Source organism: Pseudomonas sp., assembly GCF_049300855.1.
Lineage (GTDB): Bacteria > Pseudomonadota > Gammaproteobacteria > Pseudomonadales > Pseudomonadaceae > Aquipseudomonas.
On the sequence record NZ_JBAQKH010000029.1, the window covers coordinates 215,654 to 232,798 of the forward strand.

19 protein-coding genes and 1 pseudogene are annotated in these 17,145 nt (G+C 57.9%); 6 read left to right on the top strand and 14 right to left on the bottom strand.

The annotated features are described in order from the left end of the window. Positions 1-7: 7 nt before the first annotated feature. Positions 8-1,165: an efflux RND transporter periplasmic adaptor subunit gene (locus WA225_RS16150; protein ID WP_422608666.1), complete on the bottom strand. Its 1,158-nt coding sequence runs from the start codon at positions 1,163-1,165 to the stop codon at positions 8-10. A gap of 266 nt (positions 1,166-1,431) precedes the next feature. Here WA225_RS16150 and WA225_RS16155 point away from each other — a divergent pair, with 266 nt between their 5' ends. Both WA225_RS16155 and WA225_RS16160 read left to right on the top strand, forming a co-directional pair. Continuing rightward, positions 1,432-2,133 (top strand): response regulator transcription factor, encoded by a 702-nt coding sequence (locus tag WA225_RS16155; RefSeq protein WP_277762008.1) that lies wholly within the window; start codon positions 1,432-1,434, stop codon positions 2,131-2,133. Between the two features lie 4 nt (positions 2,134-2,137). Next, complete coding sequence (locus WA225_RS16160) at positions 2,138-3,460, top strand: ATP-binding protein (RefSeq protein WP_422608667.1); 1,323 nt, start codon at positions 2,138-2,140, stop codon at positions 3,458-3,460. Positions 3,461-3,597: 137 nt separating this feature from the next. Here the strand turns inward: WA225_RS16160 and WA225_RS16165 are convergent, their stop codons facing one another. Genes WA225_RS16165 through WA225_RS16175 form a run of 3 tightly spaced genes read right to left on the bottom strand, consistent with a single transcriptional unit; the run spans position 3,598 to position 5,439 of the window. Continuing rightward, complete coding sequence (locus WA225_RS16165; protein WP_422608668.1) at positions 3,598-4,359, bottom strand: anti-sigma factor family protein; 762 nt, start codon at positions 4,357-4,359, stop codon at positions 3,598-3,600. Then, positions 4,356-4,901 carry an RNA polymerase sigma factor gene (locus WA225_RS16170; protein WP_422608669.1) on the bottom strand — a complete coding sequence of 182 codons (546 nt, stop codon included), beginning with the start codon at positions 4,899-4,901 and terminating at the stop codon, positions 4,356-4,358. Before WA225_RS16170 ends, WA225_RS16165 begins: the two co-directional genes overlap by 4 nt. A gap of 4 nt (positions 4,902-4,905) precedes the next feature. Then, a complete protein-coding gene (locus tag WA225_RS16175; RefSeq protein ID WP_422608670.1) occupies positions 4,906-5,439 on the bottom strand; it encodes a tetratricopeptide repeat protein in 534 nt (177 codons plus the stop codon). Between the two features lie 159 nt (positions 5,440-5,598). On the opposite strand from WA225_RS16175, the gene WA225_RS16180 reads away from it, so the two are divergent. After that, on the top strand, positions 5,599-6,393 hold the full coding sequence (locus WA225_RS16180; protein WP_422608671.1) for a class I SAM-dependent methyltransferase: 795 nt from the start codon (positions 5,599-5,601) through the stop codon (positions 6,391-6,393). 98 nt (positions 6,394-6,491) lie between these two features. On the opposite strand, the gene WA225_RS16185 is transcribed toward WA225_RS16180, so the two are convergent. Beyond that, positions 6,492-6,830: a DUF2834 domain-containing protein gene (locus WA225_RS16185; protein WP_422608672.1), complete on the bottom strand. Its 339-nt coding sequence runs from the start codon at positions 6,828-6,830 to the stop codon at positions 6,492-6,494. Positions 6,831-7,079: 249 nt separating this feature from the next. On the opposite strand from WA225_RS16185, the pseudogene ilvA reads away from it, so the two are divergent. Continuing rightward, positions 7,080-8,069: pseudogene (ilvA, locus tag WA225_RS16190) on the top strand (threonine ammonia-lyase, biosynthetic); the annotation flags it as partial. Positions 8,070-8,099: 30 nt separating this feature from the next. Here the strand turns inward: ilvA and WA225_RS16195 are convergent. After that, the gene (locus tag WA225_RS16195) at positions 8,100-8,405 is read right to left on the bottom strand and encodes an NIPSNAP family protein (RefSeq protein ID WP_134177394.1); all 306 of its coding nucleotides are present in this window, start codon (positions 8,403-8,405) and stop codon (positions 8,100-8,102) included. Between the two features lie 21 nt (positions 8,406-8,426). After that, positions 8,427-8,912 carry a serine protease inhibitor ecotin gene (gene eco / locus WA225_RS16200; RefSeq protein WP_064391153.1) on the bottom strand — a complete coding sequence of 162 codons (486 nt, stop codon included), beginning with the start codon at positions 8,910-8,912 and terminating at the stop codon, positions 8,427-8,429. A gap of 368 nt (positions 8,913-9,280) precedes the next feature. Between eco and WA225_RS16205 the strand changes: the two genes are divergently transcribed. After that, positions 9,281-9,550 carry a DUF1652 domain-containing protein gene (locus tag WA225_RS16205; RefSeq protein ID WP_064117971.1) on the top strand — a complete coding sequence of 90 codons (270 nt, stop codon included), beginning with the start codon at positions 9,281-9,283 and terminating at the stop codon, positions 9,548-9,550. On the opposite strand, the gene WA225_RS16210 is transcribed toward WA225_RS16205, so the two are convergent. Both WA225_RS16210 and WA225_RS16215 read right to left on the bottom strand, forming a co-directional pair. Next, complete coding sequence (locus tag WA225_RS16210; protein ID WP_077573050.1) at positions 9,547-9,945, bottom strand: hypothetical protein; 399 nt, start codon at positions 9,943-9,945, stop codon at positions 9,547-9,549. The two genes, WA225_RS16205 and WA225_RS16210, sit on opposite strands and share 4 nt — an antisense overlap. A gap of 89 nt (positions 9,946-10,034) precedes the next feature. Beyond that, positions 10,035-10,304, bottom strand: a complete 270-nt coding sequence (locus tag WA225_RS16215) for a DUF2790 domain-containing protein (protein WP_150775564.1) — start codon at positions 10,302-10,304, stop codon at positions 10,035-10,037. A gap of 496 nt (positions 10,305-10,800) precedes the next feature. On the opposite strand from WA225_RS16215, the gene WA225_RS16220 reads away from it, so the two are divergent. Then, entirely contained in the window at positions 10,801-11,097 is a 297-nt protein-coding gene (locus tag WA225_RS16220) for a hypothetical protein (protein ID WP_422608673.1), read from the top strand. A gap of 72 nt (positions 11,098-11,169) precedes the next feature. Here WA225_RS16220 and WA225_RS16225 read toward each other — a convergent pair whose 3' ends face one another. The 5 genes from WA225_RS16225 to WA225_RS16245 form a co-directional block, all read right to left on the bottom strand. Next, on the bottom strand, positions 11,170-11,652 hold the full coding sequence (locus WA225_RS16225; protein ID WP_422608674.1) for a DUF3304 domain-containing protein: 483 nt from the start codon (positions 11,650-11,652) through the stop codon (positions 11,170-11,172). A gap of 59 nt (positions 11,653-11,711) precedes the next feature. After that, the gene (locus WA225_RS16230; protein ID WP_422608675.1) at positions 11,712-13,538 is read right to left on the bottom strand and encodes a hypothetical protein; all 1,827 of its coding nucleotides are present in this window, start codon (positions 13,536-13,538) and stop codon (positions 11,712-11,714) included. Next, positions 13,535-14,026, bottom strand: a complete 492-nt coding sequence (locus tag WA225_RS16235) for a DUF3304 domain-containing protein (protein WP_422608677.1) — start codon at positions 14,024-14,026, stop codon at positions 13,535-13,537. The genes WA225_RS16230 and WA225_RS16235 overlap by 4 nt, the downstream gene beginning before the upstream one ends. Before the next feature lie 92 nt (positions 14,027-14,118). After that, entirely contained in the window at positions 14,119-14,958 is an 840-nt protein-coding gene (locus WA225_RS16240; RefSeq protein WP_422608678.1) for a DUF4123 domain-containing protein, read from the bottom strand. Then, complete coding sequence (locus WA225_RS16245; RefSeq protein ID WP_422608679.1) at positions 14,958-17,051, bottom strand: type VI secretion system tip protein VgrG; 2,094 nt, start codon at positions 17,049-17,051, stop codon at positions 14,958-14,960. The genes WA225_RS16240 and WA225_RS16245 overlap by 1 nt, the downstream gene beginning before the upstream one ends. Between the last annotated feature and the right edge of the window lie 94 nt (positions 17,052-17,145).

A 17,145-nucleotide genomic window follows, 5' to 3' on the forward strand; every position in this document is an offset into this window, starting at 1 on the left:
GTCCTGCTTACTGACCAGAGGTCTGGGCAAGTGGAAGAGGGGTGTCGTCGATCTGCACTTTCTCGCCGGGACGGGCGTGTTGCAGGCCTTCGATGACGATGCGGTCGCCCGGTTTGAGGCCGCCAGTGACGATCCAGCGATCGTTCTGCACCGCGCCCAGTTGTACCGGTTGCAGGGCCACACGCATTTGCTCGTCAACGGTCAGCACTTGCGCGATACCGGCGCTGTCACGCTGCACCGCACGTTGCGGCACGGTGATGCCGTTCTGAATCGTTGCCTGTTCCAGACGCACGCGGATGAAACTGCCCGGCAGCAAGTCAAGGTCCGGATTAGGGAATTCACTGCGCAGAATGATCTGGCCGGTGCCCGGATCGACAGTGATGTCGGCGAACAATAGTTTGCCCGGCAACGGATAGAGGCTGCCGTCGTCCTGAATCAAGGTCGCCTTGACTTGATCCTGACCGACCTGCTGCAACTGCCCGGAACGGAACGCGCGGCGCAACTCATTGAGCTCACGGGTCGACTGGGTCACATCGGCATGAATCGGGTTGAGTTGCTGAATCAGCGCCAGTGGCGTGGTTTCGTTCTGCCCGACCAGCGCACCTTCGGTGACCAGCGCGCGACCGACGCGCCCGGAGATCGGGGCAGTGACCGTGGCGTAACCCAGGTTCAGTTTCGCCCGTTCTACCGCGGCCTTGTTGGCGGCGACGTCGGCGGCGGTTTGCCGTGCGTTGGCGCGCGCGTTGTCGTAGTCCTGACCGCTGATGGCTTTGTCGTCGATCAACTGGGCGTAGCGCTGTTCCTGCAGCTTCGCCTGGAACGCATTGGCTTCGGCCTTGCGCAGCGCGGCTTCGGCGCTGTCGAGGTCAGCCTTGAACGGTGCCGGATCGATGCGGAACAACACATCGCCCTTTTTCACGTCGCTGCCTTCGCGGAACGTGCGTTGCAGCACCACGCCCGGGACCCTGGCGCGCACTTCGGCAATGCGTGGCGCGGCAATCCGCCCGCTCAGTTCGCTGCTGATCGACAGCGGATGGGTCTGGATGGTCTCGATGCGCACGGTCGCTGGCGGCGCCTGTTCTTCGGCGTTCGAGGATGAATCACAGGCGCTCAGCGTCAGCGCCATTGCGATCAGGCCGAGCCCGGCCAGCAGATGTTTCGACATGTACAACCCCCAATATTGATGCCCGCATCCTACGGACAGACGCCGAGATTAGCGGTGAAGCTTTGTAGGCGCTGTGTGAAATTGTGTAAGGGTTTTACTCAGGGACGGGTGAGGGCGTATATCCTTCAGGTCTTGAAATTTATTGCGACAGATAGACAGCTTTCGCGAGCAGGCTCGCTCCCACAAGGGATCGCATTCCAAGTGTGGGAACGAGCCTGCTCGCGAATGGGCCTTAACAGTCGCCACAGCACTTTCTGGATCACCCCATGCCCAACATCCTCCTGGTCGAAGACGACACCGCCCTCGCCGAACTGATTTCCAGCTACCTGGAGCGCAACGGCTACTCCGTCAGCGTGATCGGCCGTGGCGACCACGTGCGCGAACGGGCGCGGGTCAATCCGCCGGACCTGGTGATCCTCGATCTGATGTTGCCGGGCCTCGACGGCCTGCAAGTCTGCCGCTTGTTACGCGCCGATTCGGCGACGCTGCCGATCCTCATGCTGACGGCTCGCGATGACAGCCACGATCAGGTGCTGGGGCTGGAAATGGGCGCCGACGATTACGTCACCAAACCGTGCGAACCGCGCGTTCTGCTGGCACGGGTGCGCACCTTGTTGCGGCGCAGCAGCCTCGGCGAACCCATGACCGCGAACGACCGCATCCTGATGGGCAATCTGTGCATCGACCTGTCCGAACGCACCGTGACCTGGCGTGATCAACCGGTCGAGTTGTCCAGCGGCGAATACAACTTGCTCGTGGTATTGGCGCGACACGCCGGCGAAGTGTTGAGTCGCGACCAGATCCTGCAACGCCTGCGCGGCATCGAATTCAACGGCACCGACCGCTCGGTGGACGTGGCGATTTCCAAGCTGCGCCGCAAGTTTGACGACCACGCCGGCGAGGCGCGCAAGATCAAGACCGTGTGGGGCAAGGGCTACTTGTTCAGCCGTTCCGAGTGGGAATGCTGAGCTGATGTTTCGCATCCTGTTTCGCCTTTATCTGGTGACGATCGTCTCGTACAGCGCGGCGATTTATCTGGTGCCGGATCTGGTGGTCATGGCGTTCCGGGATCGCTTCGTCACCTACAACCTCGACTATTCGCGTGGGCTGCAATCGCTGATCACCCGCCAGTTTCACGCCGCGCCGCACGATCAATGGCCGGCGCTGGCGGCGTCGATGGACAAGGATTTCCAGCCGCTGCACATCGTCCTGGCGCGCATCGACGACGCCGAGTTCACCGCCATCGAACAGGCGCGCCTGCGCCGCGGTGAAAACGTCGTGCGCATTGGTGATTGGGGCTGGCGCACGCTGGCGGTGGCGCCGCTGGATGACACCACTGCCGTGCAAATGGTCGTGCCGCCGGATCCGCTGGACGTCAATCTGTTGTACTGGAGCATCAACGTCTTGATCGGTGCGAGCCTGCTGGCTTGTCTGTTGATGTGGCTACGCCCGCACTGGCGCGATCTGGAACGCCTCAAAGGCACCGCTGAACGTTTCGGTAAAGGCCATTTGAGCGAACGCACGAAAATCGCTCAGAGCTCCAACATCGGTAGCCTCGCCCATGTTTTCGACACCATGGCCGGTGACATCGAGAACTTGCTTAACCAACAGCGTGATTTGCTCAACGCGGTATCGCATGAACTGCGCACGCCGTTGACGCGCCTGGACTTTGGCCTGGCCCTGGCGCTGTCCGATGATTTGCCGACCGCCAGCCGCGAGCGTTTGCTGGGACTGGTCGCGCACATTCGCGAGCTGGATGAACTGGTGCTGGAGTTGCTGTCTTACAGCCGCTTGCAGAATCCGGCGCAGTTGCCGGAGCAGGTCGAGGTCTCGCTGGATGAGTTCATCGACAGCATTCTGGGCAGCGTCGATGAAGAACTCGAGTCGCCGGAAATCGTCATCGACGTGTTGCTGCACGGTCAGCTCGAACGCTTCTCGCTCGATCCTCGCCTGACCGCGCGGGCAATCCAGAATCTGCTGCGTAACGCCATGCGCTATTGCGAAAAGCGCATACAGATTGGTGTGCAGGTCAATGCCGAGGGCTGTGAGATCTGGGTCGATGATGACGGCATCGGCATTCCCGATGATGAGCGCGAGCGTATTTTCGAGCCGTTCTATCGACTGGATCGCAGTCGCGATCGGGCCACGGGCGGGTTTGGTCTGGGGCTGGCGATCAGTCGCCGGGCGCTGGAAGCGCAGGGCGGCACGTTGACCGTAGAGTCTTCGCCATTGGGCGGGGCGCGCTTTCGGCTGTGGTTGCCCACCACCGTCAAGCCTGCGAAGAACTCCATGTAGGTTCGCGGGTTGTACATAGAATGTATGAACACCCGAAGCCCCTGTGGGAGCGGGCTTGCCCGTGAAGGCGTCAGGCCAGTCAACGCATACTTCGCCTACATAGCGCTTTCGCGAGCAAGCGTAGGTCTACAGCGTCCTCACGCTTTCAGTGATTGCGCGCCCAGCAGTGTCGCACGTTGCTCCAGCTCCGCCGGCGAGTTACGGCCAATCAACATCCACGCATGCTCACGCTCGGTCCAATACACCACATTCATCTCATGCCGCCGCTCGTGCGCCAGCGGCTGACTGCCGCTGTTGGAACGGGTCACGCACAGCGCCAACGGTCCATGCTTGGCATCCAGATAAACAATCTGTGCGATAGGTACGCCGTCGTACTCCAGCATTTGCGCGCGTTTGAATTCGGCACCCGGCAGCTTCAACGTGGCGGGTGAAAGGTTCAGCCCAAGGCGTGCATCCACCGTGCGCAGCTGTGCGCGCTGGGACGCTTCGTCGGTCGGCAGATGATCGAGCGTCTGCGGTACATACAACGCCATGTAATCGCCCACCAGTCCTCGCCAGTTGTTCGATTGCGCGGCGTGCCAGCCAAGGAATAAGCGATCGGCCAACACGCCGCCAGCCAACAGCGTGGCAGCGGCGCCACCGATAAACCAGCGGCGATTGAAGCCTGGGCGCTGTGGCGACGCAATGGCATCCAGCCGCGCCTGCAAACGATCCAGCGGCGCCTGTTGCGCCAGTTCGTCATAGGCATTCTTGTACGGCAGGGAGCTGCGACTGAGCCATTGCACGCGCAGACTGAGCAGCGGGTCTTCGGCAATGGCGTGGTCGAGTTGATTGCGATATTCGCCGTCGAGTTCGCCGTCGAGGTAGGCGACCAGTTGTTCATCCGAAGGTGTGTTCATGACCGGTCTCCTTCGGTGGATTTCGGCACCGCTTGCAGCGGCGGGTATTCGGCGAGTTTCAGGCGGGCGGTGGCCAGACGGCTCATCACCGTGCCGATTGGTACTTGCAGGATCTCCGCGACTTCGCGGTAGGACAAGCCTTCGACATAGGCCAGATACACGGTTTCGCGCTGGCTCTCCGGCAGCGCATCGACGCGGCGAATCACTTGCGCGGCCATGACGTGAGTCTGCGCCGCGTATTCACCATCGAACGCCAGTTGGCCATCGGCATCCACCTGGCCGGCGCCCTGACGCACGCGACGAGCGCGCACTTCGTTGAGCCAGATCGAATGCAAAATACTCAGCAACCAGCGATCCATACGCGTGCCGGCCACGTACTGAGCCGCACGTTCCAGCGCGCGCACACAGGTGGCCTGGACCAGATCCTCGGCCACATGCCGATTGCGTGACAGCAGCAAACCGTAGCGCCACAGGCGCGCCAGGTGCTGTCCGAGTTCTGCTCTGAAGGCCTGATCGCTGACGATGATGGCGGTCCTTTTCAAATGCTCAGGTTTTCGTTGAATCGTTGATGGCTTCGGCCAGGTCCTGGTATTCCTCGCACGAGGTGCCGCAAATCGATTGGATCTGCTGCAACTGCTCTTGCGCCAGGTCGACGCGGCCTTTGATCACATAGGCTTCGCCGAGGTATTCGCGCACTTGCGCGTACTGCGGATCGAGTTTTACCGATTGCAGGTAATAACCGATGCCTTCGTCGGTGCGCCCCAGTTTGCGCGTGGCATAACCGCGATAGTTGAGGGCCTTGGCGGTGTTCGGCTGTTTCAGCGTGTCGAGCAACGCCAGGGCTTCTTCGTAGCGACCGACCTTGGCGAGGCGATAGGCGTAGTCGGTACGATCGGCATCCGGCAGCAGGCTGCTGGTTTGCAGCACGCACTTCTGCGTTTTGCTGTCCCAGACCTGGCCTTTCGGGCATTCGGGCTTTTGCACCGGCGCTTCTTCATCACCGTTGGCGAAGGCCAAATGGCTCGACATTGCGGCGGCCAGCAACAACGGGGCGGCGAACATAACGGAACGGATAGTCATGGGCAAGGCTCCACAGAGGGTTATGTTTCACTTTGAACACCACAGGGTGAATTTTTATTCATTGCTTTATCAGTGACTGTTCAAGTTCAGCGTAAATTCAAGCGCTATGCTCGTCAGCGTCTGCCGTCGATCCGATGTTTTGCCGTAAGGAGCGTTGCCATGACCGACCACGTCCATCACTCAGCCGCTGCCGGCTATAAAACCGCTGCCGACACTTACGTCAAAGGCCGGCCGGATTATCCGCCGCAGGTGACGGAGTGGCTGAATGTGACGCTGGGTCTGGATGGGCATAAAACCGTGATCGATCTGGGCGCCGGCACCGGCAAGTTCACCGGGCGTCTGGTGGCGACGGGCGCACAGGTGATCGCCGTGGAACCGGTGCCGCAGATGCTGGAAAAACTCTCCGACGCCTGGCCTCAGGTGCTGGCGGTGAGCGGCACGGCGACCGATTTGCCGTTACCCGATGCGTCTGTCGATGTGGTGGTCTGTGCGCAGGCGTTTCACTGGTTCGCCAGCGCCCAGGCGCTGACGGAAATTGCTCGTGTGCTCAAGCCCGGGGGCAAACTTGGCCTGATCTGGAACCTGCGCGACACCCAAGTCAGCTGGGTGCCCAAGCTCGATGCGATCGTCAACGCACTCGAAGGCGACACGCCGCGCTATTACACCGGCGCCTGGCGCAGCGCATTCCCGCATCCAGCGTTCGGTACGCTGCAATTGCAGCAGTTTCACAACGGTCATACCGGATCGCCGGAAGACGTGATTTTCAATCGCGTGCGCTCGACCAGTTTCATCGCCGCACTGCCGGACGCCCAGCGGGCGAAGGTTGATGAGCAGATCCGCGCGTTGATTGCCTCGGAACCGCAACTGCGCGACAAGGATGTGGTGGCGGTGCCCTACGAAACCGCTGCGTTCGTCGCCATAAAAAAACCTGAATCCCACGACATTCCATTGTAGGAGTAAGCCTGCTCGCGATAGCGGAGTGTCAGTCACCTCATCTTTGGCTGACACTCCGCTATCGCGAGCAGGCTCACTCCTACAAGGGTTTCAGGTGTTCATAAGATCTGGCTGCACTTTGCCACCGCCTTCCGGCGCTCGCGAACCCCACGCACCACCAGATACAACAACGGCCCAATCGAAACAAAAACCGCTGTCAGCAACAAATATGGCACCAGCGACCAGACCGATTGCCCCCGCGACCGGGCATCCTTGACCATCCAGACGCCGGCCAGTGTCGCCAGCAGATAAAGATCAATCACCACCTGCGCGGTGTCGGGGCGTGACATCAAACTGATTCCGAAATCGATCAACGATTGCTCAGCCTGGAGCATCACCGAAGCCGTGTAACCGGCAAAAGCGAGCAAAGCCGTGAGGGGCAGGGCGATAGACATCATGCAATCCTTCCTTGGTGTGATGAGAGAGTCGCCAGACTAACGCCGCCGCGCGAAATTGGCCATTGACTTGCCACCAGCCTGCAGGCTAATTTCCAGCCCATGACTTCGACTGTATCGCGTTGCCAGCCAATGATTATTACCGCCATTCCTCATTTGGCGGGCTAGCTCACGACTGCAGCACCCAACCCGCCCTAGTGGCGGGTTTTTACTTTCTGTCTCCGGGGTTTTGAAAAATGTCAGGAGACGACCATGCCGCACAGCCCCGATCAGCAAACACTGCTTGAGCACTACGTGAAAAAGATCCTCGCCGCGCCGGTGTACGACATTGCGGTGCGTACGCCTTTGCAGGCAGCGCCAGCCTTGTCCGACGCGTTGGGCAACCGCGTTCTGCTCAAACGTGAAGACCTGCAACCGACGTTCTCTTTCAAGATCCGTGGCGCCTACAACAAACTGGTGCAGTTAAGCGACGAGCAGAAAAAACGCGGCGTGATCACCGCCTCGGCCGGCAATCACGCGCAAGGTGTGGCGCTGGCAGCCCGCGAACTGGGGATTGCGGCGACCATCGTCATGCCGCAGACGACGCCGGAGCTGAAAGTGATGGGCGTGCGCAGTCGCGGGGCTGAAGCGCTGCTGCATGGCGAGAGCTTTCCATTCGCGCTGACCCATGCGCTGCAACTGGCGGAACAGAGCGGACGCACGTTTGTGTCACCGTTCGATGACCCTGAGGTGATCGCCGGGCAGGGCACTGTGGCGATGGAAATCCTCCGTCAGCATCAAGGTGCGCTGGATGCGATTTTTATCCCGGTGGGCGGTGGCGGCCTGATCGCCGGCATCGCGGCTTACGTCAAATACCTGCGCCCGGAAGTGCGCATCATCGGCGTCGAATCCGAACATTCAGCGTGCCTCAAGGCTGCGCTGGCAGCCGATCAGCGCGTCGTACTGCCCAATGTCGACACCTTCGCCGATGGTGTGGCGGTAGCGCAGATTGGCGCGTTCGGGTTTGAGGTTTGCCGTTTCTGCGTCGACGAAGTGATCACCGTCAGCAACGACGACCTCTGCGCTGCGATCAAGAACATCTACGACGATACCCGCTCGATCACCGAGCCTTCCGGCGCGCTGGCCGTGGCCGGCATCAAGCAATACGTAGCGCGAACCGGAGTGCGCGAGCAGACACTCGTGGCGATCGACTCGGGCGCCAATATCAACTTCGACAGCCTGCGCCATGTCGCCGAGCGCGCCGCAGTTTGCAGCGTCTCGGCGTGAAGAGGTTTACGGCAGCAACGGACGCAGGAAACTGCGCTCGTAGCTGACGATGAACTTCTTCTCGACCAGGCTGGCCACCAGTGCGGTGCTTTCCGGGTCGGTCATCGCGATGTGCCGATAGCTTTCGTAATCCGCCAGTGACGGAAAACTGAACAGGCAATAAGCGATATTGCTCGCGCCTTCGGACGGTAAAAAGTAGCCGTGATGAGTGCCGCCCAAGCGTTCGACGATGCCGAGCCAGGCGTTGGCGTAGGCCTCGAACTCAGGCAGCTGGTATGGATCGATAACATATCGGACGTGGCAGGTAATCAAGTAACACACTCCTTGTTCGGGTTATTCCTGCAGGGCTGTGCCGACTTTGTCCGAGGCTGACCAGATGCGATAACGCACCTCGACGTCCGACGGCGCATACACCACCACCGGCAACTTGCTGTTGTAACGCAACATGAAACCGTCACCGACGACCGGCACGAACGCGCGCTTCTTCTGGCTGCCGGGCGGGCAGGCCATCATCGTGCTCATCGGCCCGATGACTTTTTCCAGGCGATAGAACGGATAACCCCAGCCTTCAAGATTCTTCTCATCGAGAACACCGCCCAAACGCTGGCGATTGCAATCCACTTCCAAAGTTTTGCCGGCGAGGATTTCCACCTGGAAGTTGTCTTCCTGCTCTTGCTTGGGCAAGTGAATGACCTGGCGGGTGAATCCGGCTTCAGCCTTGGGATACGGCGCGACGTCTTCAAGCTTGGCGGCGTGGGCGAGGGTGGACAGGCTGGCGATGAACAGCCCGGTGGTCGCGTAAACGCGGAAAGAACCCATGGAAGCCTCCGTGCGGGTGTAGGGTGGATAACGGGCATTCTTACCGTCATGGGCCGTGATTGCAAACCAGCGTCGAGTTGCAAATTGCAGTCCCCGCCGAGGCCATTCTTGCAATTTGCAAGTAGCCAAATACTGGCACCGCCGCCAAGTGCTTGATTTCATGAGGGTGAAAATGAATCGATGAAAGGCACGCTTTATGCGTCTTTTCAGTGCGGCGCACCGGCCTTGGGCGCCTACACTCCAATAGGCATTTCGCAGTACCACCGCTTGTCGCACCCAGGGAAACAGCGGGGACACACCCGTGCAGGGGCCGCAACGGTCAGCGTGAATACTTGATTGGCATCTCACAGTAAGGAGAGGGTTTCGCCATGTTTCTGTCTGCCTTGGAACTACGCAATATCATTGAAAGCAGTTTCCTGCCGAAACGCTGCCAGTGCACGCTGTCGCCGGACTTGTCGATGACCGTCAAGGTTTTCGGCGATCACCAGACCGATCAGGTCGATCTGTTGGTCAGCGGCATCGACGCCAGCCACCTCAATGGCTGTCGTGAAATCAATGAACTGATCGCCGGGTTGCGCTCGGATCTGAACAAGCAAGCTGTGCAACATCACTACAGCCCACGCTCCAGAGCCATTTAACGCACCGTTTCACCCAGTTCGACCGTCACGCGCCGGGCCTGCACGAAACCAAGGCCCAGCGCGAACTCGACCAGCACCGCGAGCAAAATCCCGGGGCCGGCATGACCGTTGAGCCATTCCGCAAAACCCAGCACTGCCAAACCAAAACAACCGACGATAAACCCGTTGCTCAGCGCATTGCGCCCCAGCGACGGCGGTGCATTGCGCACCAGATAAAACATCACCCCCAACGCCGCAAACAGCACCGCACTGCGCCGCGCGACAAACCCGGCAGCGTCGGAGTACTCGATGCTCCAGATCGCCAGCAGCCTCTCCGGGAAAATGCCCCAGGCCAGTGCCAGCAAAAAACACAACGAACACGTGAAGCCCGACAACGAGCGAAACGACAACTGCATGGCGAATCCTTGCGGCAGTGAGGAGGGCTCCGAGCATAACCGCCGAAACTCCCCACGCCTACCGCAAACCCGCAAATCAGACGTTTCTGTCAGTTCTGGAAGTTGCACGCGTCAGATAATTTCCGGTAGCTGATCTCCTCGGGCTTACCGGCATTGTCGATGTACTTCATATCGGCCGTGACCACCTTGCACAGTTGCGTTGGCGGCTCGGTCAACGACACCACTTTGGCCACATGCAGCGGCATGCCGTACTCATACGGCACGGCTTTGGACGTGGCAGAGGTGTCATTGGCCTGGGCCAGCGCGGCAAACGCGGTGCAGGCGAGGGCGGCGCTGAGCAATAAAGGACGAATGTTCATGAAAGGACTCCCGTGTGGCGGTTCTAGAGTTCGGCGTGATTCAGCCGAACCTGCCGCACTGGGCAACAGCCAGAATGGCTGAGGGCGTGCGGTTCAGTAGAGTTTTTGACCACGGCGTTAAGGGATGGTTAACCGAGCTGAACGCCGGCTGTCAGGGAGTGGGGTGGTTTTCTCAGGAAGGTTTGGCGAATTCCTACAAAGGCTGGTGCCTTGTCTGCTTTCGGCGGCTGGAGAGGGGCGGGTATTGTCGGTTGCCGCTGCAAAATCAGTGGTTCGGGTTTGGTCACCTGACAAAAGTTCATTGCATATGTGCCATCATTCGCACCGCTCGGATTTCTTGATCCGTGGAGTGCATTGCTATGGCGGCTGTGTGCAGGACGCCTTCGGGCGAGCTGAGTTTTGAACTGTTCTCGGTTGACCAAGCCTGTACACGGCCGCCTCCCACCGTTTGGTCACGGCTATGGCGGTTACCTTCTAATACAGTTGAGTAATCAGAATGCCAATAATTAAACTGCTACAAAACCGCTATCACCCCCTCAGCAGCAACGTCACCGAAACCCCGACACTGCTCATCGACACCCAAGCCAACCCGAAAGACATCCTCGAAGCCGCCGTCCAGCGCATCCGCGCCGCCGCCGACCTGCTCGAAACCCTGCATTGCCTGTGCTTCAAGCACGCCGACGTGCAGGACATTCCACACATCACCCATGCGCTTTACCTGTTGACGCAGGATGGCAATGATTTGCTGCAGGTCGCGCAGCAGCAGATGTTGAGTTGGAAGGCGCCGGTTTGATCTCTGTTTGAATTGTCTAGCAGTCACGGGCAGAGGCATTTTCTGCCTGTGCTTGATGTTTACAACAGCTAGTTAGAGAAGAGACTCTGAATTAGGAACAGGAGCAAACGGGCTGACCAAGTCTGGACTCCATTTCAACTCAACAATATTTTTGGGTAAAAAGCGCACGTGCAAATACACATCACCACGTTTTCGGCGAGGTAGCGGTAAAATTACCTCATGGTTCTCCTTCTGGACGCCTTGCCGAAACTGTTCGCCAGTCCTACTGAGAATCCAAGAAACACGAACGGTTTCTCCTTCAATTCGTTGGCAGCACATAACCCCTCCGCCACCCATTGCGAACAGGTTGCCTCCCCAAAAGTCATTTATCCAAAAGCTCAAAATTGGACGATCTGTATAGTTTTCTGACGTCAGCATGGCGCCGGGCGTACGAAATAGATCAATGATTTTTGGGGTGGCGTAGCTAATCAGCAAAGCTAGTAAAGCAACGGCTATTCGCCTTCTTCGCCATGTACGTTTTCGACGTGCGTCCGCAGCAATATCTATCAAGCGCATGAAATCCAAACTAGAAAAGCAATATTCAGTCTTTGAGACTGAAATGAATCTTCCTGAGTTTAGGTTGATGCACCGGGAGCCTCTGCTGAAGGTTTCCGCATCATCTGTTCCAGATAGTCGGGGGCCATCCCTTTGGTTTTATTCAGGCTCGGCATGTCGAACTCTCGAATGCGAAAGTATTTAGGTATCGGAATACCTGTGCCCCGAGGTATCTGTTGGATCATGTATTGATCGTTTATGTAAAATTCGAGTAGATCTTCAACGTCGATACTAAGGCCTTTGGCAACTGGAGCAAACCACTCGTCCAACAGCGCTTTTACGGGGGCAGAGGGAAAGCTGGTTTTCAACCTCCAGGCTTCGCGGTCTACGTCCTCAAGCCAACTTAGCTCGGCGCGAAGGGCAGCCTTGCCTTGCTGAGTTTGCTTGAGAGCCTGATCGCGTTTTGCAGCTTGAGCGGCGCTTTCGCTGCTCATCCCTAGCGCTCGTGCGATTGAGCCTTGTTTGCTAAAAATAGGACGTTGTAGGCGCTCTTCTTGGTCGTCATATGCTTGATGCTGCCCACGATACAACTCCCATAAACCACGCAAACGTTGGATATACAATCGACGATGAGCTAGGAAGCTTTCAGCAGATACTTTTTTATTACCCGCTTTACTCATGTAATCTTTGCTCGCGCCGATCGCACTTGTCCCGTTGATGTGATCGTTCAGTATGAAGTACTCGGCGATATCTGGCTGGCTCTCATACAATTCGTTAAGTGTAGGAAAGGGAACTCCTGCCTTTCGGGCAGCTTGATACATTTCATGCAAACTTGCTAGTTGAAGCTCAGTGCTATGAGCGACGTCGGTTTTGTTCAAACCTCCTCCCACGTCATAGCTCGTCCCTGGTACTAATCGTTCCTCCCATTTAGGAGTGGACGGACCAGTGCCGATCAGCCTCGAGCGGCGAGAATCCTGGCACTCATGGGCGGCAATGAGATGAAGCGCAGATTTAACGGGCCCAGCGAGGCACTCGCCGTCATCCACAGTGTTCACAAACGGGATGAAATATTCCAGTAAAATAGAGCTGTCGCCGCTTCGATCCACCGCGTCAAACAATCCGGCGAAGTTCACTTCGAGTTGGGCGCCTTTAAAAACAGTTGTTGCGGGATCACACTCTTCGAATAGTTTATGGGTGAATGCTCGAGCAAGAGTCGCCCCGAAGTCATATCCAAAAACAGAGATGGAAATACGCTTTACAGGCGCGCCACTTTTTTCTTTTGCATCGGCGAGTGTCTTTTCTACGACTTTAAATGCTGCCTCAAGTCGCGTATCAACGCCTGTTTTGAAAAAGGTAGCGGTATACTGGTTGTCTCGAGTTATTCCGAAAAGATCCAGCCCCGCCGGCGCTGCGGCTTTAATAGCTCCGGAGATGACATTGCCAACCTTCAGGTTGTTTAACAAAGATTCCCACCATTTTTTACCCGTGAGAATATCTTTTGCTGCATCAAGTGGGCTTTTACTGAAAGTGTCTTCGGGGGATTTCAAAGCACTGTCTTTGGCTCGGCTCAACGCGCCATCAATGCCAGCCCCGCTGGTAGCAGCGCCGCCGCCGAGTGACGCATCGAAGTCAGACCCTAGACCGGATATGTAGTATCTGCGGCGATCCACGTTTGTTTGAATTCTGTCTTGGCCAGTGTCATCCGGATGTGCGAAAAACAGGCGGGCCACATTGCTTAGGTTACCTTCCTGAACATCGTTGACCGAATTTCGACCGAACCCATCAAAAAAAAATGAGATGTGTAGCGTGGACTCGCAGGGCAAAACTGATTTTTTCTGCCCGTCAGTACCTGCGCAAGCTTTTGTACTGACCGTCTGAGCACGATCTAGATTAGAGTTTCCGCTCATTTCAGGCTTCCTTGCTGCGGACTGGTTGAAGATCTATGGAATTTTTCGAATGGGCTAACGAGGTCAGGACTCCATTTCAGTTCTACGATATTTCCAGGAAGGAATCGTACGTGAAGAAACTCATCTGTCCTTTGACGTTCAGGTAAAGGAAGAACTCTTTCATGAGTTTCTTTTTTTACCCCTTGACGGAGTTGCTCTCCAGTTCGGCTAAGAATCCAAGTTACTTTTACAGTAGGTCCTTGAATTTTTTTGCAGCACATAGTGCCGCCGCCTCCCATTGCGGCGAGATTTCCGCCCCAGAAATCGTTTATCCAAAAGCTTAGAATAGGCCGATCCATATAGTTCGCAGATGTCAACATCGCACCCGGCGTACGAAACTGGTTATAAAGATACGATCCAATGAAAGGCAGCAGTAAAACGAATACCCCGATGACAAGGTTGCGGCGACGCCAGATTTTTTGCCGCTTAGTATTCATGGCCACGGTCATTTACGTAAATTCCTTATCCAGCAATGCATCTTGAATATCCAGAAAACTTTGAGACAGACAGAAAGTGCTGATCAACATGCTCATCACGACACTCACTCCGACAACTCTCGCATCACCACACCAAGCGGCAACTTCTCTCCAATTGCCCGTTCTTTCGCCTTTTCCCACATCGGCCAGTTCGCCGGAAATTCGCGGTCCATCAATTGCAGGCTGGCAAAGAGAGTGACGTCTTCCGCGTCTGTTAAACCTTCACTGCGGCCAGCGTCCAGCGCTTCTTTCACTTGCTTCAACCGCGCGCCGTGGCAGGTGCTGGCAAACACTTCAGGCGCTTCTTTTTCCAGTTCAGTGGTGAGGCTGTAGGGCAGGGGATCGATCTCCATGTCCGTCCACAGTTTTGCGTCGAGAAAAATAGGCTCGTATCTTCCGGGCTTTTCAAGGTTGAGGCCCTTCAGAGAGTGCCATTGATCTTCTTCTGTGGGCACCCACCATTCCTGCAGCGGGCCAAACAGCCACGCATGCCAAGACAGATCATCGCGTGCATACAGCATCGGCAGCACTTCTGGCGCGTAGCTACGGATCATCAGGACTTCGCCAGCTTCATTTTTTGCCAGCAACGCATCACTCAGGTGAGCGGCGAGCTTGTCGGCCGGGCAGTCGGTACGAATCCAACTGGCCATCGCGGTGCAGCCGGTGAAGTGTTCGTGAGCGAGAAAGGCCTCGAATTCCATGTGGCTAACGTCGACGAGCCAAGGGCCGTAGTTGCGCAGTTCGGCGAATTCCGGTTGCACCATCAACGGCCGTCGCGACGGGTCCGCACTGACGAACTGCAATCGAGCGGGGTCCGGCAACAGACCGGTTTCAACGATCGCGAATATCGACTGAGCGTTCTTTTGCGCTTCGCTCCAGGCTTTCGCCGCGTCACTCTTTGTCATCAATTGGCCCCCGATTGCAGGGCGAGTTTTTCGCGCATGGCTTTCTTTAGGCATTCGACGCAGATGCCGGTAGGTGCTTTGAGTTTCGGCGTCACGGCGAGGGACTCCGCCTGCATCATCTGGTTGGCGCGGGTTTGCATCAGACGTCCGGCGTTATCAATGGCTGCGAGCCCCGGGATGAATGGAGCGAGGATCTGAATGCCGGTGCCGGCTCCCGGCCCGCCACCCGAATTCACCTTCACTTCCGCACCGCTGATGGTCACGCCACCGGCGTCGACCTTGACGAAACTCCCGCCAGCCTTGGCGGTAAGCTCCATGCCACCTTCAACCACCACCTTGTCGCCGGCGTGGTAGTGAATCTCCGTCCCGGCTTCGACAAACTGCGCAGTCCCCACTTTCAGGTGCTGGGTGACACCGACGGTCAGGTGATCATCCGCACGCATCTCGCTAATCCGATCCAGATGGGTAATCCGGTGCTCTTCAACCTTGAATTCACTCAGCGTGTTGGCTTCAACGGTGTCATGCCGTTCGTTGCCGACGCGAATCTTCTGGTCGTGCTCGATGTTCTCGTCCCAGTCGCGTTGAGCGTGGATGTAGATCTGCTCAGCGCCTTTTTTGTCTTCGATGCGGAATTCGTTGTAGCCCTTGCCGCCCGGTGAGCTCAGGGTTTTGAAGGTGCTGCGGGTCTTGTTCGCCGGCAGGTCGTAGGGGACGACGTTTTCCTTGTGGTACAGGCAGCCGGTGACCAGCGGCTGGTCGGGATCGCCTTCGAGGAAGGTGACGAGCACTTCCATGCCGATGCGCGGGATGGCGATGCCGCCGTACGCTGCGCCGGCCCAGCCGCTGGCGACGCGCATCCAGCAGGTGGTTTTGTCGTTGGATTGGCCGTCGCGGTCCCAGTGGAATTGCACTTTGATGCGGCCGTATTGGTCGCAATGGATTTCTTCGCCCGCCGGGCCGGTGACGACGGCGGTCTGGCTGCCGAGGACTTTCGGTTTCGGGTGTTCAAGGGCAGGGCGGTAGTGTGCGTCCCACGGGGTGGCGAGGAAGCTGTTGCGGTAGCCCTGGTGGAAATCGCTTTTGTTGTCGGTGACGTCGCTGGTGACGTTCTCGCCGAGCACTTGCGGTTGTTTGCCTTCGTGGAAGACTTCCAGCAGCAGCCACAGGTCGTTCCATTCGGCGCGCGGGTGTTCGGCCAGCGTGAGGAAGTGGCCGCTGGTGAGTGTCGGTTCGTCACCTTTGCCTTCGGCGAGTTTGTAGTCGCTGCGATGGCGTTCGAGGGCGCGGGTGGAGAGGAACTTGCCGCGCTCGCGGGTGGTGAAGCGGCCGGGGTAGTCGTAGTCCTCGAGGTCCGGGGCGAACTCGGTTTTCACCGCGCCTTCGGGGAGGATCTTCGGTTTCTCGAAGTCGTAATCGCGGCGGCTGACACGGGTGGTGCGGGTTTCCAGGCGCAGGTTGAAGCGCTTGATCACCGGTTTGTCGGCGGCCATGCCGGAGTCTTGCTGGTAGCTCACCGGTTTCAGTTTGCGGAACACGGTCTGGTCGTCGCCGAACACCAGTTTGTGGCCGCTGCTGCTGTGCTGGAAGTGGAAGTGAATGCCTTCTTCCTCGCACAGGCGCTGGATGAAATGCAGGTCGGATTCGTCGTACTGCACGCAGTAGTCGCGCTGCGGGTATTCGGCGCCGAGCTGGAAGCTGTAGGCGTCGGCAAGGATGCCGCGATCCTCCAGCACTTGAGCGATGATCTTCGGCACGGTCAGTTGCTGGAAGATCTGCTGATCATGGTTGTGCCGCAGGTAGGCCAGTTGTGGCACCAGGCTGAGGCTGTAACGGGTCAGGGTCTTGCCGGAGTCGCCTTGCTCGATGCGATAGACCAGACCGTGGATCTTGCCTTCGCCGGTGGCGCCGAAGGTCAGGACGCCGGGTTTGTGCAGCAACTCTTCGAGTTTGAGGTCGGGGCGGGCGCTGACCAGTTCGAGGTCGAAACGGAACGGTTCGTTGAGGGCTTCGCGACCGGTGAAGCTGAGGACTTGCAGGTCCGCGTTGGCGCCTTCAAGCGTGAGGGTGATGTGGGTTGCGTTGGCGTCCAGCATGCCTTGAATTCCGTCCGTTGAATAAGCAGGGGACGAATGATGGAGGATTAAACCGCCTCGTTCAAGGCGCAAATGCCGTAGGAACCGGTGCATC